Below are 14,968 nucleotides of genomic sequence, written 5' to 3' on the forward strand. Positions count from 1 at the left end.
ACCGGACGCCGAGGGGCCGGGACCCCGGGCGGGGTGCCGGCCCCTCGGCGTGTGCGGAATCGGTCCGTCAGATGCCTGCCGCCGTCGCCAGGTCCCGCTTGATCCCGGCGAGCAGTTCGGCTCCCCGGGCCCGCGCGGCGGGCAGCCCGGCCGCGTCCGCCACCGGGACGACGACCTCCAGGTAGCACTTCAGCTTCGGCTCGGTGCCGCTCGGGCGGACGATCACCCGGGCCCCCTCCAGCTGGTAGCGCAGCCCGTCGGTGGGCGGCAGCCGGTCCGTGCCCTGCGACAGGTCCTCGGCCGAGGTGACCGCGAGGCCGGCCAGGGCGGTCGGGGGCTGCTCGCGGAGCCGGGCCATGGCGTCCGCGATGACCGACAGGTCCTCCACCCGCACCGAGAGCTGGTCGGTGGCGTGCAGGCCGTGCGCGAGCGCCAGGTCGTCCAGCAGATCCAGCAGCGTACGGCCCTGCTCCTTGAGTACGGAGGCGAGCTCGGCGACGAGCAGGGCTGCGGTGATGCCGTCCTTGTCGCGGACGCCCTCGGGGTCGACGCAGTACCCGAGCGCCTCCTCGTAGCCGTACCGCAGGCCGTCCACCCGGGCGATCCACTTGAAGCCCGTCAGCGTCTCCTCGTAGCCGAGGCCCGCCTTCTCGGCGATCCGGCCGAGCAGCGAGGACGACACGATGGACTCAGCGAAGACGCCGCTCGCGCCCCGCTCCACCAGGTGCGCGGCGAGCAGCGCGCCCACCTCGTCGCCGCGCAGCATCCGCCAGCCGCCCTCCACGGAGGTGTCGGGCGCGGCGACGGCGCAGCGGTCCGCGTCCGGGTCGTTGGCGATGATCAGGTCCGGCGCGGCCCGGCGCGCGGTGGCGAACGCGAGATCCATCGCGCCGGGCTCTTCCGGGTTGGGGAAGGCGACGGTGGGGAACGCGGGGTCGGGCTCGGCCTGCTCGGTGACGAGGACCGGCTCCGGGAACCCGGCGCGGGCGAACGCCGCCGTCAGCACCGACGTCCCGACGCCGTGCATCGCCGTGTAGACCGTGCGCGCGGTACGGGGGCTGCCGGAGGCCAGGACCGCGTCCGTACGGGCGAGGTAGGCGTCCAGGACCTCCTCGCCGAGGGTCTCCCAGCCGTCCTCGGGGCGTACGACGCCCGCCAGCGGGCCGACCGCGGCGATGGCGGCCGCGATCTCGCCGTCGGCGGGGGGCATGATCTGCGAGCCGTCACCGAGGTAGACCTTGTAGCCGTTGTCGCGGGGCGGGTTGTGGCTTGCGGTGACCTCGACACCGGCGACGGCGCCCAGGTGCCTTATGGCGTACGCCAGTACGGGGGTGGGGAGCGGGCGGGGGAGCACGGCGGCGCGGAGTCCGGCGCCGGTCATCACGGCGGCGGTGTCGCGCGCGAAGTCCGCCGACCTGTAGCGGGCGTCGTAGCCGATGACGACGAGCCCGCCCTCCTGCCCCTGGGCCTTCAGGTAGGCGGCGAGGCCCGCCGCCGCCCGGATCACCACGGACCGGTTCATCCGCATCGGGCCGGCCCCGAGCTCGCCGCGCAGTCCGGCGGTGCCGAACTGGAGCGTGCCGGCGAAACGGGCGGCGAGCTCGGCGGTGTCGCCCGCATCGATGAGGGCGGCCAGCTCGTCGCGGGTCTCGGGGTCGGGGTCCTCGGCCAGCCAGGTCCTGGCCTGCGCGATGAGGTCGTGCTGCACGGGGGCCGCCTTTCGGGGGTGTGCGGTGTGGTGGTGGTGGGGCGGTGCGGGTGGGTGGACGCCGGGGCTCCGCCCCGGACCCCGCTCCTCAAACGCCGGAGGGGGCCGGATGTGGGCCCGGTCCTCCAGTGCGGGGAGGGGTTGGAAGTGGGCCCGGTCCTCCAGCGCGGGAGCAAGGGAAGCGGCCCGGTCCTGCAGCGCGGGAGGAACGGAAGCGGCCCGGTCCTCGGGCGCGGGATGAACTGGTCGGGCCGCCGGAGAGGCGGGAAAGGCGGCCGGCCCGGAAAGCCGGGCTCGGCTCTAGATGCGCTCCAGCACCCTTGCCAGCAGCGCGCCCATCCGGGTCGCCGAGTCGCGGCCCGCCTGGAGGACCTCCTCGTGGTTGAGGGGTTCTCCGGAGAGGCCCGCCGCCAGGTTGGTGACCAGGGAGAGGCCGAGTACCTCGGCGCCCGCCTCGCGGGCCGCGATGGCCTCCAGGACCGTGGACATGCCGACCAGGTCGCCGCCCATGACCCGGACCATGTTGATCTCGGCCGGGGTCTCGTAGTGCGGGCCGGGGAACTGGACGTACACGCCCTCTTCGAGAGTGTCGTCGATCTCCTTGCACAGCGCGCGCAGCCGCGGGGAGTACAGGTCGGTCAGGTCGACGAAGTTGGCGCCGATGATCGGCGAGGCGGCCGTCAGGTTGATGTGGTCGCTGATCAGGACCGGCTGGCCCGGGCGCATGCCCTCGCGCAGACCGCCGCAGCCGTTCGTCAGGACGACGGTCTTGCAGCCCGCGGCCACCGCCGTACGGACCCCGTGGGCGACGGCGGCGACGCCCCGGCCCTCGTAGAAGTGCGTGCGGCCGAGGAAGACCAGGGCACGCTTCTCGCCGATCTTGTACGAGCGGACCGTGCCGCCGTGGCCCTCGACGGCGGGCGCCGGGAAGCCGGGCAGCTCGGTCACGGGGAACTCGGCCTCCGGAACGCCGAGTGCTTCGCCCGCGGGCGCCCAGCCGGAGCCCATGACCAGGGCGACGTCATGGGTCTCGGCGCCGGTCAGCTCGCGCAGGCGGGCGGCGGCCCCGGCGGCGGCTGCCTGCGGGTCGCCCTGGATGTTGTCCGGAATAACAGATGCGTTCACGCCGACGAGCGTAACCGCTGAATCCCTACGCGCGTAGATGCACTGGCGCAAAGACGCGCACGAGGCGTTCGTGCTTTTGTACGAAGAGGGGTCGGACGGGATGTCGTCCGCCCTGGTCAGCAGGGGCGCTTGCGCAGTTCCATCACATAGTCGTGCGGGGCGCCCGCGGACTCGGCGGCGTCGGCGATCTCGCCCAGATAGCGTGCCGAGGGCAGCCCGCCCTCGTACCCGTTGAGCACGTAGATCCAGGCCGGCTCCTCGCCGTCGAGGGTGTGCACCCGGATGCGCATCCGGCGGTAGATGTCGAGGCCGACACCCTCCCAGCGGTCCATGGAGTCCTCGTCCATGGGCGCCAGGTCGTACAGCGCGACGAAGACCTGGGAGCGCGGCGCCTCCACCACGGTGGCCAGCGCCCCCTCCCAGCCCATCTGCTCCCCGCCGAAGGTCAGTCGCCAGCCGTTGAGCCAGCCGGTGCTGCGCATCGGGGAATGCGGGGCGCGGCGGGTCATCAGCCGCGCGTCGAGGTTGCCGGCGTACGCGGCGTAGAGCGACATGGGTCCGAGGGTACGGGAGGTGGGGGCGGGAGCGGCGGTTCCTGTGACGAAGGCCCCGGTCGGGGGAGTGGGGGCGGGGAGTGGGAGCAGGGGTGAGGGGCGGGTGCGGCGCCCGTTCCGGGGGCTCGTTCCCGTATGGAGGGCCCCGGGGCGAAGCACCTTGGCGCGTGCGGGACAATGGAGTACGTACTGCATTCCCCCGGGGCGATCCCCCGGACCCCCGGCCGGGGCGGCAGGCGGCCGCGGGTTACACAACGCGAGGCGGACTTTTCGTGACCCGGATCGTGATCATCGGCGGCGGCCCCGGCGGCTACGAGGCGGCCCTGGTGGGTGCCCAGCTCGGCGCGGAGGTGACCGTCGTCGACTGCGACGGCCTCGGCGGAGCTTCGGTCCTCACCGACTGCGTGCCCTCGAAGACCCTGATCGCGACGGCCGAGGTGATGACCACCTTCGACTCCTCGTACGAGGAACTGGGCATCATCGTCGCCGACGACACCCCGCACGTGGAGCAGGCCGCCCGGGTCGTCGGCGTGGACCTCGGCAAGGTCAACCGCCGGGTCAAGCGCCTCGCGCTCGCCCAGTCCCACGACATCACCGCCTCCGTCACCCGGACCGGCGCCCGCGTGATGCGCGGCCGGGGCCGGCTCGACGGGCTCCAGGCCGCCGACGGCTCCCGGCAGGTCGTCGTCACCGCCGCCGACGGCACCGAGGAGCGGCTGACCGCCGACGCGGTGCTGATAGCGACCGGCGGTCACCCCCGGGAGATCCCGGACGCGCAGCCCGACGGCGAGCGCATCCTGAACTGGACCCAGGTCTACGACCTCGACGAGCTGCCCGAGGAGCTCATCGTCGTCGGATCCGGTGTCACCGGCGCCGAGTTCGCCGGGGCCTACCAGGCGCTCGGCTCCCGCGTCACCCTCGTCTCCTCCCGTGACCGGGTGCTGCCGGGCGAGGACCCGGACGCCGCCGCCGTGCTGGAGGACGTCTTCCGCCGCCGCGGGATGAACGTCATGGCCCGCTCCCGCGCCCAGTCCGCCAAGCGGGTCGGCGACCGGGTCGAGGTGACGCTCGCCGACGGCCGGGTCATCACCGGCTCGCACTGCCTGATGGCGGTCGGCGCGATCCCGAACACCGCGAACATGGGCCTGGAGGAGGCCGGCGTACGGCTCAAGGAGTCCGGGCACATCCTCACCGACCGGGTCTCGCGTACGAGTGCCCCCGGCGTCTACGCGGCCGGTGACGTCACCGGGATCTTCGCGCTGGCCTCGGTCGCCGCGATGCAGGGCCGGATCGCGATGTACCACTTCCTCGGCGACGCGGTCGCCCCGCTGAACCTCAAGGCCGTCTCCGCCAACGTCTTCACCGACCCGGAGATCGCCACCGTCGGCTACAGCCAGGCCGACGTCGACGCGGGCAAGATCGAGGCCCGGGTCGTCAAGCTGCCGCTGCTGCGCAACCCGCGCGCGAAGATGCAGGGCATCCGCGACGGCTTCGTCAAGATCTTCTGCCGTCCCGGTACGGGCATCGTGGTCGGCGGCTGCGTGGTCGCGCCGCGCGCCAGCGAGCTGATCCACCCGATCTCGATCGCGGTCGACAACAATCTGACGGTGGAACAGATCGCAAACGCTTTCACCGTGTACCCGTCCCTGTCCGGATCGATCGCCGAAGTGGCCCGGCAGTTGCACACCCGCAAGCTCACCGGCGAGGGCTGAGGACCCGGAAAGCCGGGCAACTCCCGCCAAACGCCGACAGATCGCGTGGTGCCGCGACCGCTTCGCGATCACCCCCGAACAACGAAGGGGCCTCCTATACCACTGGGAGGCCCCTTTGAAGTACAACTTCTGTTATTCGGCGCAAACTGCTGAAAACTCACCGGCGGCCAGGTTACTGTCAGTTTCGTGTTCGCTGCAGAACGTCGTCAATTGATCCTCGAAATGGTGCGCGCCAACGGGGCGGTATCGCTCCGTGAGCTCGCCCGCGTCGTCCAGACCTCCGAAGTGACCGTACGGCGGGACGTGCGGGCACTGGAGGCAGAAGGACTCCTCGACCGCCGGCACGGCGGTGCGGTCTTGCCGGGCGGTTTTACGCGGGAGTCCGGCTTTCCGCAGAAATCCCATCTCTCCACCGCGGAGAAGACCGCGATCGCCGACCTGGCCGCCGGCCTCGTCGGCGAGGGCGAGGCCATCGTGGTCGGCGCCGGAACGACCACGCAGGAGCTGGCCCGCCGGCTCGCGCGGGTTCCCGGGCTGACCGTCGTCACCAACTCCCTGCTGGTGGCGCAGGCGTTGGCCCATGCCAACCGGGTCGAAGTCGTCATGACCGGCGGCACCCTGCGCGGGAGCAACTACGCGCTGGTGGGCAGCGGGGCCGAGCAGTCCCTCCAGGGGCTGCGGGTATCCCGGGCCTTTCTCTCCGGGAGCGGCCTCACGGCGGAGCGTGGCCTGTCCACCTCCAACATGCTCTCGGCCAGCGTCGACCGGGCACTCGTGCACGCCGCCGCGGAGGTGGTCGTCCTGGCGGACCACACCAAGCTCGGCTCGGACACCATGTTCCAGACGGTGCCCACCGAACTGATCACCCGCCTGGTGACCGACGAGCCCCCGCTCCACGACGAGCGGGCCGCCGCCGAGCTCCAGTCCCTGGCCGATCAGGGGGTGGAGGTCACGGTGGCCGGTCCGGACGCGGACGCGCCGGGCGGGGACGGGCCCCCTCCGGGGGGCCGCCCTCGGAGGGACATGCCCCTGCCCGGCCAGCGGCGCACGCAGAACGGCGGCCTCGGGCCGCAGTTGCGCAGCGCGTCCGCCTTGGCGGACGTCTCGGGCGAGCAGCGGGCGCGGGTGGCGGATCTGCGGCGGCGGTAGGGGGGGCGCGTCGGGGGCGCTGCCCCCGGACCCCGCTCCGGAGTTCGCATGTCAGCCCCTCCGGCGATTGAGGAGCGGGGTCCGGGGCGGAGCCCCGGAAGGCACGGCTACTTCAGCCCGCGCAGCGTCAGGCGCAGCAGACGGTCCGCCAACTCCGGGTCGTCCGGGGACTGTTCGGCCGCCAGTGCGATCGCGTTCGTCAGCTGGAGCAGGTCGTCGATGGAGACGTCGTCCCGTACGGACCCGCTCTCCTGGGCCCGCCGCAGCAGCCCCGCGCCCGCTTCCCTCAGCGGCAGGTGGCACTGCACCAGGGCCGACGTCTCGTCGCGCGAGGCGGACATCAGGGAGTGGGCCAGGCCGCGGTACTCACCCGCATGAGTGATGATCGCGCCCAGCCAGTCCACCAGCGCCCGGCACGGGGCCTCCGCCGCCGCCAGTTCGCGGGAGCGGTCCAGGAGTGAGCACAGGGCGTCCTGGAAGACCGCGTTCATCAGGGCGTCCCGGTTCGGGAAATGCCGGTAGAGGGTGCCGATGCCCACGCCCGCCCGCCGGGCGATGTCCTCCAGCGAGGCGTCCGTACCGTGCTCGGCGAAGGACCTGCGCGCCTCGCCCACCAGCCGGTCGTGGTTCCGGCGTGCGTCCGCGCGCATCGGCCGGGCCGTCGGCTGTGCCGTGCTCGCGTCCATCGGGATCGCCCCTGCCATGGCTTTAGCCCCTCCCTCGGTCCTCGGGACCTTCGTGGGTTCCAGGATGCCACTGCGACGAAGGGGCCCGGTCCACGTCGTGACGACGCGGACCGGGCCCCTTCGGAGCGTGCGGGCGGTCAGTCCTTGATCTCGCAGATCAGAGCGCCGGAGGAGATGGAGGCGCCGACCTCGGCGGTGAGGCCCTTGATGGTGCCGGAGCGGTGCGCGTTGAGCGGCTGCTCCATCTTCATGGCCTCCAGGACGACGACCAGGTCGCCCTCCTTGACCTCCTGGCCCTCCTCCACCGCGATCTTGACGATGGTGCCCTGCATGGGCGAGGCGAGGGAGTCGCCCGAAGCGGCGGAGCCGGCCTTCTTGGCCGCGCGGCGCTTCGGCTTGGCGCCGGCCGCGAGGCCCGTACGCGCCAGGCTCATGCCCAGCGAGGACGGCAGCGAGACCTCCAGGCGCTTGCCGCCGACCTCGACGACGACGGTCTCGCGACCGGCCTCGTCCTCCGCGTCCGCTTCGGCGGGCGCGGCGAAGGGCTTGATGTCGTTGACGAACTCGGTCTCGATCCACCGGGTGTGCACGGTGAACGGGTCCGCGGTGAAGGCGGGGTCGGTGACGACGGCCCGGTGGAACGGGATCGCCGTGGCCATGCCCTCGACCTGGAACTCCGCCAGCGCGCGGGCGGCCCGCTGGAGCGCCTGCTCGCGGGTGGCGCCGGTGATGACCAGCTTGGCGAGGAGGGAGTCCCAGGCCGGGCCGATGACCGAGCCGGACTCGACGCCCGCGTCCAGGCGGACACCGGGGCCGGTGGGCGGGGCGAACAGCGTCACCGTGCCGGGGGCGGGGAGGAAGTTGCGGCCCGGGTCCTCGCCGTTGATCCGGAACTCGAAGGAGTGGCCGCGCACCGCCGGGTCGCCGTAGCCCAGTTCCTCGCCGTCGGCGATGCGGAACATCTCGCGTACGAGGTCGATGCCGGTGACCTCTTCGGTGACCGGGTGCTCGACCTGGAGGCGGGTGTTGACCTCCAGGAAGGAGATCGTGCCGTCGAGGCCGACGAGGAACTCGACCGTGCCCGCGCCGACGTAGCCGGCTTCCTTCAGGATCGCCTTGGACGCCGCGTACAGCTCGTCGTTCTGCGCCTGGGTCAGGAAGGGGGCCGGGGCCTCCTCCACCAGCTTCTGGTGGCGGCGCTGGAGCGAGCAGTCACGGGTGGAGACGACGACCACGTTGCCGTGGGTGTCGGCCAGGCACTGGGTCTCCACGTGGCGCGGCTTGTCGAGGTAGCGCTCGACGAAGCACTCGCCCCGGCCGAACGCCGCGACCGCCTCACGGACCGCGGAGTCGTACAGCTCCGGGATCTCCTCCAGGGTGCGGGCCACCTTCAGGCCGCGCCCGCCACCGCCGAAGGCGGCCTTGATCGCGATCGGGAGGCCGTTCTGCTCGGCGAACGCGACGACCTCGTCGGAGCCGGCGACCGGGTCCGGGGTGCCCGCCACGAGCGGGGCGCCCGCGCGCTGCGCGATGTGCCGGGCGGCGACCTTGTCGCCGAGGTCGCGGATGGCGGCCGGGGGCGGGCCGATCCAGGTCAGCCCGGCGTCCAGGACGGCCTGGGCGAACTCCGCGTTCTCCGACAGGAATCCGTACCCCGGGTGGATCGCGTCCGCCCCGGAGTCCGCGGCGGCCTGCAGCACCTTGGCCATGTCCAGATAGCTGGCGGCCGGGGTGTCACCGCCCAGGGCGAACGCCTCGTCAGCGGCCCGGACATGCAACGCGTCCCGGTCCGGCTCGGCGTAGACCGCGACACTCGCGATCCCCGCGTCCCGGCACGCCCGAGCAACGCGGACAGCGATTTCGCCACGGTTGGCGATGAGCACCTTGCGCACGATGACTCCCTCCTCGAAACAAGCTGAGTTTAGGGACTACCGACACGGCCGTACGACCTGTCCCCAATGGTGAGCTTGCCCACACGGAGTGTGATCCGAGGCTTGCCCCAGTAGTGAAATCCCTTGTGGCACCACGGTACGCCGGGATCCTCAACCGCACAGTAACCACCCGGTGTGGTCCAGGTCTCTGTCTCTAGGGTCAACGCCTCACGGCGTTTCTTTGTGGACTCCCTACGAACGGCCGGTGGATTCTTTGCTCGGCCCCCGGGCCCGTCCAACCTCTTGTCCGGACGAATACCCGCGAGTAGCGTCCGCGCTACGCACGTACCAGAGGTAACAGGGGTGGGACGCTGATGCGCAGACCGGTGGCGATCGTGACCGCGCTCGTGCTGTTCGGGGAGGCGGTGGGCATCGTGCTCATCAACGCCGTCCTGGCCACGGTCGCCGAGAACCAGAACATGTCGCTCGCCGGCCTGGAACCGGACGCCATGTCCGCCGGGACCTGGGTGATGGGCGGCGTCTCCGGGCTGCTGCTCGTCCTGTGCGGGCTGACAGCCCTGATCGCCGGGATACGCGACCGCGCACCCGGACGCGTCGGACGGATCGTCCTGATCGGCTGCGCGGTCGTGCACGGCGTCCTCGGCGCGGTCACCGTCGGCCTGGTGGGCTGGGCCGCCTTCGCGTTCATGATGGTCGTGCTGGCCCTGCTGGTGCTCACCCTGCTGTCGTACGGGCCTGAGACCCGGCCTCAGGCCCAGCGCCCCGAGCTCACACCCACAGCTCCGTGACCGACACGTCCAGCTCGCCCAGCAGCCGGCGCAGCAGCGGCAGCGAGAGGCCGATGACATTGCCGTGGTCGCCCTCGATCGAGTCGACGAACGGGGCCGACCTGCCGTCCAGCGTGAACGCCCCCGCCACGTGCAGCGGCTCGCCCGTCGCCACGTAGGCGGCGACCTCGGCGTCGCTCGGTTCGCCGAACCGTACGACCGTGGACGCCGTCGCCGACGCCGTACGGCCCAAGGCGGTGTCGATCACGCTGTGCCCGGTCTGCAGGACGCCCGCCCGGCCGCGCATCGCCTTCCACCGGGCGGTGGCCTCCTCGGCGTCGGCGGGCTTGCCGAGCGCCTCGCCGTCCAGCTCCAGCACCGAGTCGCAGCCGATGACCAGGGCGCCCGCCGCCTCGGGACGCTCCGCGACCGCCGCCGCCTTGGCCCGGGCCAGGACGAGCGCCAGCTCGGCGGGGGTCGGGGCGCTGAGCGCGTCCTCGTCCACCCCGCTGACGATCACCTCGGGGGCGAAACCGGCCTGGCGCAGCAGACCGAGACGGGCGGGCGAGGCGGAGGCGAGCACAAGACGGCGCTGATCAGTCATGTACGCCATCGTAGAAGGGCCGCCGGGCCCCGCGGCAGCGGATGCCGGGGTCGGGGCTCCGGGGGTGCCGGGGAACCTCGGGCGCCGGGTCAGTGGATGCCGAGCACGAACATCGCCACCAGCATCGCCAGCGCCAGCAGCACGCCGGCTCTGCGCATCATCGCCTGGGCGTCACGCAGTTCCTTCGGCGGCTTGTTCTCGGGATCGGACCACAGCATGCTTCCGATCCTGCTGCGCCGGGCGCCGCCGCGCCTGAGTACGGGTACTCAAGAGGCGGCGACGCCCGGTTCCGGCTCAGGCCGGCCAGTACGTCCGGGCCCAGGCCCGGGGCCCCGGCTGCGGGCGGCCGGTGCGGGCGATACGGCCCGGGTCGGACCACTGCTCGGGCGGCAGCGGGGCGCCGGACGACACGGCGGACGCGGCGGCGGCACGCGCCTGGACCACCGCCACGGCGGCGGCCAGCTCCTCCGGGGTGGGGTTGCCCCGTACGACCTTGATCATGGGCAGACCTCTCTGTGAACGGGTGAGCGGGTGGGCCGACGGCTACAGCGGGATGTTGCCGTGCTTCTTCGGAGGAAGGGATTCCCGCTTCGTACGGAGTTGACGCAGGCCCTTGACGATGTGGGCCCGGGTGTCGGACGGCATGATCACCGCGTCGACGTATCCGCGCTCGGCCGCCACGTACGGGTTGAGCAGCGCGTCCTCGTAGTCCGCCATCAGCTCGGCGCGGGTCGCGTCCGGGTCCTCGGCGGCGGCGATGGTGCGCCGGTGCAGGATGTTCACCGCGCCCTGCGCGCCCATGACGGCGACCTGCGCGGTCGGCCAGGCGAGGTTGAGGTCGGCCCCCAGGTGCTTGGAGCCCATCACGTCGTACGCGCCGCCGAAGGCCTTGCGGGTGATGACGGTGATCAGCGGGACCGTCGCCTCCGCGTAGGCGTAGATCAGCTTCGCGCCGCGCCGGATGATGCCGCCGTACTCCTGGTCCACGCCCGGCAGGAAGCCCGGCACGTCCACGAAGGTGATGACGGGGACGTTGAACGCGTCGCAGGTGCGGACGAAGCGGGCCGCCTTCTCGCTCGCGTCGATGTCCAGGCAACCGGCGAACTGCATCGGCTGGTTGGCGACGATCCCGACCGGGTGGCCCTCGACCCGGCCGAAGCCGGTGATGATGTTCGGCGCGAACAGGGCCTGGGTCTCCAGGAATTCGGCGTCGTCCAGGACGTGCTCGATCGCGGTGTGCATGTCGTACGGCTGGTTCGCCGAGTCCGGGATCAGCGCGTCCAGCTCGCGGTCCTCGTCCGTGGTGGCGAGGTCCGCCTCCTCCGGGAAGGACGGGGCCTCGGAGAGGTTGTTCGACGGCAGGTACGACAGCAGGGACTTGACGTACTCGATGGCGTCCTTCTCGTCGCCCGCCATGTGGTGCGCCACCCCGGAGGTGGTGTTGTGCGTACGGGCGCCGCCCAGCTCCTCGAAGCCGACGTCCTCACCGGTGACCGTCTTGATGACGTCGGGTCCGGTGATGAACATGTGCGAGGTCTGGTCGACCATCACCGTGAAATCGGTGATCGCGGGGGAGTAGACCGCACCGCCCGCGCACGGGCCGACGATCAGCGAGATCTGCGGGATGACACCGGAGGCGTGCACGTTGCGGCGGAAGATCTCGGCGAACAGGCCGAGCGCCACGACGCCTTCCTGGATGCGTGCGCCGCCGCCGTCGTTGATGCCGATCACCGGGCAGCCGGTCTTCAGCGCGAAGTCCATGACCTTGACGATCTTCTCGCCGTATACCTCGCCGAGCGAACCGCCGAAGATCGTGAAGTCCTGCGAGTAGACGCAGACCGGGCGGCCGTCGACCGTGCCGTAACCGGTGACGACCCCGTCCCCGTACGGGCGGTTCTTCTCGATGCCGAAGTTGGTGGAGCGGTGCCGGGCGAACTCGTCGAGCTCGACGAAGGAGCCCTCGTCCAGGAGCAGCTCGACCCGCTCACGGGCCGTCAGCTTGCCCTTGGCGTGCTGCTTCTCGACCGCGCGGGCCGACCCGGCGTGCGTCGCTTCGTCGATGCGGCGCGTCAGGTCCGCGAGCTTGCCGGCGGTGGTGTGGATGTCGCTTTGCGGCTCGGACATCGGGGGAGGCTCCCTGCCTGGTCACGCGGACGGCGACCGGATGGTGGTCACGGGGGGACGGGCGGTCGTCCGTCCGGCTCTGCGGCTACTGACTCGTCACGCGGATCCGGAATCCGCGCTGGTGCTGTGTTCGTACGGGCTCTGCTCTGGCGCTCTTGTTCGTCACTCTGCGGTTACTGCCTCGTAGGGTATCGGCGCGTCTCCGGAAAGGCAGTGCGTCCTTTGCCACACCTAGGCTGGGTTGCATGACACCACCGGATGCGTCACACAACCGCTGGTCGGACCTCGACCGGCCCCCTCTCAACGCCACCGCGCTGCGCCGCGGACTGCTGCGGCCGGACGCGCTGTGGACGTCGCTGGAGGTCGTGGAGTCCACCGGATCCACCAACACCGACCTCGCCGAGCGGGCCCGCGCCGGGGCGGCGGCCGAGGGCGCGGTGCTGGTCGCCGAGGAGCAGACCGCGGGGCGCGGGCGGCTGGAGCGGAGCTGGACCGCGCCGCCCCGCTCCGGTCTCTTCTTCTCGGTCTGCCTGGAGCCGGGCGACATCCCGGTGGAGCGGTGGGGATGGGTGCCGCTGCTGGCCGGGGTGGCCGCCGCGACCGGGCTCGCCAAGTCGGCCGGTGTCGACATGTCGCTGAAGTGGCCCAACGACCTGCTGGTCTCGGTGGAGGGCGAGGAGCGCAAGACCGGTGGCATCCTCGGTGAGTTCGCCGGGGACGGCATCGTCGTGGGCCTCGGTATCAACGTCTCCCTGCGCGCGGACGAACTGCCCGCCCCCACCGCGGGCTCCCTCGCCCTCGCCGGGGCCATCTCCACCGACCGGGAGACCCTGCTGCGGGCCGTCCTGCGTTCGGTGGAGCACTGGTACGGCGCATGGAAGGCGGCCGGCGGCGACGCGGCCGCGAGCGGGCTCCAGGCCGCCTACGCGGCGGGCTGCGCGACGCTCGACCGGAGGGTGCGGGCCGAGCTGCCGGGGGGTGCGTCCCTGGTCGGCGAGGCGGTCGCGATCGACGGGGACGGCCGGCTGGTCCTCTCCACCGAGGACGGGCTCCAGCAGCCGGTGTCCGCCGGGGACATCGTCCACCTGCGCGGCGCGGCGGGCGGCCTGACCTGAGGCGGCCCTCGACCCCCGATGGCACAGGGACCCGAGGCGGCCGCCGCCCCCGATGGCGTACGGACGTGAGAGCGCTTCCTCCGCTGATGTCACGCGCGACGCACCGAGGACGGGCGACCAAGGACGTGAGCCAGAGCACACCTGCCGTATTGTTGAGGCGATCCAGCGACAGATCACTGTTGGGGCGATCAGCGACAGATCGGCAGGCAGTGCGCAGGGAACGGGCAGGAGGCGGCTGGTGACCGTCGGCGACACGTCGTCCGGCGCGGGTGAGGAGCCCGGGGCGGACTCCTCGGTCCACGCCACACCCCACCACGAGGTCGACCACACGGTGGAACCGACCGACGACCCCCTCGCCATCCGCCTCGAAGCGCTGATCCTGGGGGCCGACCGGCGCTACACGCCGTTCCAGGCGGCCCGCACCGCCGGCGTCTCGATGGATCTGGCCTCCCGGTTCTGGCGGGCCATGGGCTTCGCCGACATCGGCCAGGCCAAGGCGCTCACCGAGGCCGACGTCCTCGCCCTGCGGCGGCTCGCCGGTCTCGTCGAGGCGGGGCTGCTCAGCGAGCCGATGGCGATCCAGGTCGCCCGCTCCACCGGGCAGACCACCGCCCGGCTGGCCGAATGGCAGATCGACTCGTTCCTGGAGGGCCTGACCGAGCCGCCCGAGCCCGGCATGACCCGCACCGAGGTCACCTATCCGCTGGTCGAGCTGTTGCTCCCGGAGCTCCAGGAGTTCCTCGTCTACGTGTGGCGGCGCCAGCTGGCCGCCGCCACCGGCCGGGTCGTGCAGGCGGCGGACGACGAGGAGATGGTCGACCGACGGCTCGCGGTCGGCTTCGCGGACCTCGTCGGCTTCACCCGGCTGACCCGGCGCCTGGAGGAGGAGGAGCTCGGCGAGCTGGTCGAGTCCTTCGAGACGACCGCGGCCGACCTGGTCGCCGCGCACGGCGGCCGGCTCATCAAGACCCTCGGCGACGAGGTGCTGTTCGCCGCCGACGACGCGGGCACGGCCGCCGAGATAGCCCTCCGGCTGATCGAGGCGATGTCCCAGGACGAGACGATGCCCGCCCTGCGCGTCGGCATCGCCTTCGGCACGGTCACCACCCGGATGGGCGATGTCTTCGGCACCACGGTGAACCTCGCCAGCCGGCTCACCTCGATAGCTCCGAAGGACGCCGTCCTGGTCGACGGGGCGTTCGCCAAGGAGCTCGTCCGCCACGGCGACGCCCCGGAGTCCGAGGCACAGGCCGCCGAAGCCGTCGCGGCCGCCGCCGAACGGGCCCGGCTCGCCGAGAAGGAGGGCCGCGAGCCCGACGACGAGCCGCCGCTGCCGACGTACCGCTTCGGGCTCCAGCCGATGTGGCAGCGCCCGGTGCGCGGGCTCGGCGTGGTGGAGCCGTGGCTGCTGGCCCGGCGCGGCAAGACCGGCTCCTGAGCGGTTACGGCATCGGTTGCGGCTTCGCCCTGTCGGCGGTCCGGTGGTCCTGCATAGGATTCCTGCCGGGTAACGCTCGTTAACGGGCGCAGTC

The 14,968-nt window shown here is 72.2% G+C and carries 14 protein-coding genes; 5 read left to right on the forward strand and 9 right to left on the reverse strand.

Translation table 11 applies throughout. From position 1 onward, the window contains the following. Positions 1 to 67 precede the first annotated feature (67 nt). From WQO_RS22425 to WQO_RS22435, 3 genes are all read right to left on the reverse strand, one after another. Positions 68 to 1,708 carry a phospho-sugar mutase gene (locus WQO_RS22425; RefSeq protein ID WP_010058534.1) on the reverse strand — a complete coding sequence of 547 codons (1,641 nt, stop codon included), beginning with the start codon at positions 1,706 to 1,708 and terminating at the stop codon, positions 68 to 70. A gap of 300 nt (positions 1,709 to 2,008) precedes the next feature. Next, positions 2,009 to 2,833 (reverse strand): purine-nucleoside phosphorylase, encoded by an 825-nt coding sequence (locus WQO_RS22430; RefSeq protein ID WP_010058533.1) that lies wholly within the window; start codon positions 2,831 to 2,833, stop codon positions 2,009 to 2,011. Positions 2,834 to 2,949: 116 nt separating this feature from the next. Continuing rightward, positions 2,950 to 3,387, reverse strand: a complete 438-nt coding sequence (locus WQO_RS22435; protein ID WP_006127099.1) for a gamma-glutamylcyclotransferase family protein — start codon at positions 3,385 to 3,387, stop codon at positions 2,950 to 2,952. 272 nt (positions 3,388 to 3,659) lie between these two features. On the opposite strand from WQO_RS22435, the gene WQO_RS22440 reads away from it, so the two are divergent. Next, positions 3,660 to 5,099, forward strand: coding sequence for an NAD(P)H-quinone dehydrogenase (locus WQO_RS22440; protein ID WP_010058529.1), 1,440 nt, complete (start codon positions 3,660 to 3,662; stop codon positions 5,097 to 5,099). A 186-nt stretch (positions 5,100 to 5,285) separates the two neighbouring features. Continuing rightward, entirely contained in the window at positions 5,286 to 6,248 is a 963-nt protein-coding gene (locus WQO_RS22445; protein WP_073820414.1) for a DeoR/GlpR family DNA-binding transcription regulator, read from the forward strand. A gap of 107 nt (positions 6,249 to 6,355) precedes the next feature. On the opposite strand, the gene WQO_RS22450 is transcribed toward WQO_RS22445, so the two are convergent. Beyond that, a complete protein-coding gene (locus tag WQO_RS22450) occupies positions 6,356 to 6,898 on the reverse strand; it encodes a TetR/AcrR family transcriptional regulator (protein WP_441349757.1) in 543 nt (180 codons plus the stop codon). 173 nt (positions 6,899 to 7,071) lie between these two features. Next, positions 7,072 to 8,826 carry an acetyl/propionyl/methylcrotonyl-CoA carboxylase subunit alpha gene (locus WQO_RS22455; protein ID WP_010058526.1) on the reverse strand — a complete coding sequence of 585 codons (1,755 nt, stop codon included), beginning with the start codon at positions 8,824 to 8,826 and terminating at the stop codon, positions 7,072 to 7,074. A 353-nt stretch (positions 8,827 to 9,179) separates the two neighbouring features. Between WQO_RS22455 and WQO_RS22460 the strand changes: the two genes are divergently transcribed. Next, positions 9,180 to 9,614: a hypothetical protein gene (locus tag WQO_RS22460; RefSeq protein ID WP_010058525.1), complete on the forward strand. Its 435-nt coding sequence runs from the start codon at positions 9,180 to 9,182 to the stop codon at positions 9,612 to 9,614. On the opposite strand, the gene WQO_RS22465 is transcribed toward WQO_RS22460, so the two are convergent. From WQO_RS22465 to WQO_RS22475, 4 genes are all read right to left on the reverse strand, one after another. After that, a complete protein-coding gene (locus WQO_RS22465; protein ID WP_029182094.1) occupies positions 9,595 to 10,206 on the reverse strand; it encodes a nucleoside triphosphate pyrophosphatase in 612 nt (203 codons plus the stop codon). The two genes, WQO_RS22460 and WQO_RS22465, sit on opposite strands and share 20 nt — an antisense overlap. Before the next feature lie 80 nt (positions 10,207 to 10,286). Next, positions 10,287 to 10,415: a morphogenic membrane protein MmpB gene (gene mmpB, locus WQO_RS37160; protein ID WP_010058523.1), complete on the reverse strand. Its 129-nt coding sequence runs from the start codon at positions 10,413 to 10,415 to the stop codon at positions 10,287 to 10,289. 76 nt (positions 10,416 to 10,491) lie between these two features. Further along, positions 10,492 to 10,698 carry an acyl-CoA carboxylase epsilon subunit gene (locus WQO_RS22470; RefSeq protein WP_010058521.1) on the reverse strand — a complete coding sequence of 69 codons (207 nt, stop codon included), beginning with the start codon at positions 10,696 to 10,698 and terminating at the stop codon, positions 10,492 to 10,494. Between the two features lie 42 nt (positions 10,699 to 10,740). Continuing rightward, complete coding sequence (locus WQO_RS22475; protein WP_010058519.1) at positions 10,741 to 12,321, reverse strand: acyl-CoA carboxylase subunit beta; 1,581 nt, start codon at positions 12,319 to 12,321, stop codon at positions 10,741 to 10,743. Between the two features lie 245 nt (positions 12,322 to 12,566). On the opposite strand from WQO_RS22475, the gene WQO_RS22480 reads away from it, so the two are divergent. Further along, positions 12,567 to 13,436 carry a biotin--[acetyl-CoA-carboxylase] ligase gene (locus WQO_RS22480; RefSeq protein WP_010058518.1) on the forward strand — a complete coding sequence of 290 codons (870 nt, stop codon included), beginning with the start codon at positions 12,567 to 12,569 and terminating at the stop codon, positions 13,434 to 13,436. A gap of 238 nt (positions 13,437 to 13,674) precedes the next feature. After that, entirely contained in the window at positions 13,675 to 14,874 is a 1,200-nt protein-coding gene (locus tag WQO_RS22485; RefSeq protein WP_006127111.1) for an adenylate/guanylate cyclase domain-containing protein, read from the forward strand. The last annotated feature ends 94 nt before the right edge of the window (positions 14,875 to 14,968 follow it).

Source organism: Streptomyces globisporus C-1027, assembly GCF_000261345.2.
Taxonomy (GTDB): Bacteria; Actinomycetota; Actinomycetes; order Streptomycetales; family Streptomycetaceae; genus Streptomyces; species Streptomyces pakalii.

Excerpts from the sequence above, each read along its gene's own strand:
- WQO_RS22465 (WP_029182094.1), bottom strand. The coding sequence starts at position 10,206 with ATGGCGTACATGACTGATCAGCGCCGTCTTGTGCTCGCCTCCGCCTCG.
- WQO_RS22435 (WP_006127099.1), bottom strand. The coding sequence starts at position 3,387 with ATGTCGCTCTACGCCGCGTACGCCGGCAACCTCGACGCGCGGCTGATG.
- WQO_RS22450 (WP_441349757.1), bottom strand. The coding sequence starts at position 6,898 with ATGCGCGCGGACGCACGCCGGAACCACGACCGGCTGGTGGGCGAGGCG.
- mmpB (WP_010058523.1), bottom strand. The coding sequence starts at position 10,415 with ATGCTGTGGTCCGATCCCGAGAACAAGCCGCCGAAGGAACTGCGTGAC.
- WQO_RS22460 (WP_010058525.1), top strand. The coding sequence starts at position 9,180 with ATGCGCAGACCGGTGGCGATCGTGACCGCGCTCGTGCTGTTCGGGGAG.
- WQO_RS22470 (WP_010058521.1), bottom strand. The coding sequence starts at position 10,698 with ATGATCAAGGTCGTACGGGGCAACCCCACCCCGGAGGAGCTGGCCGCC.
- WQO_RS22475 (WP_010058519.1), bottom strand. The coding sequence starts at position 12,321 with ATGTCCGAGCCGCAAAGCGACATCCACACCACCGCCGGCAAGCTCGCG.
- WQO_RS22480 (WP_010058518.1), top strand. The coding sequence starts at position 12,567 with ATGACACCACCGGATGCGTCACACAACCGCTGGTCGGACCTCGACCGG.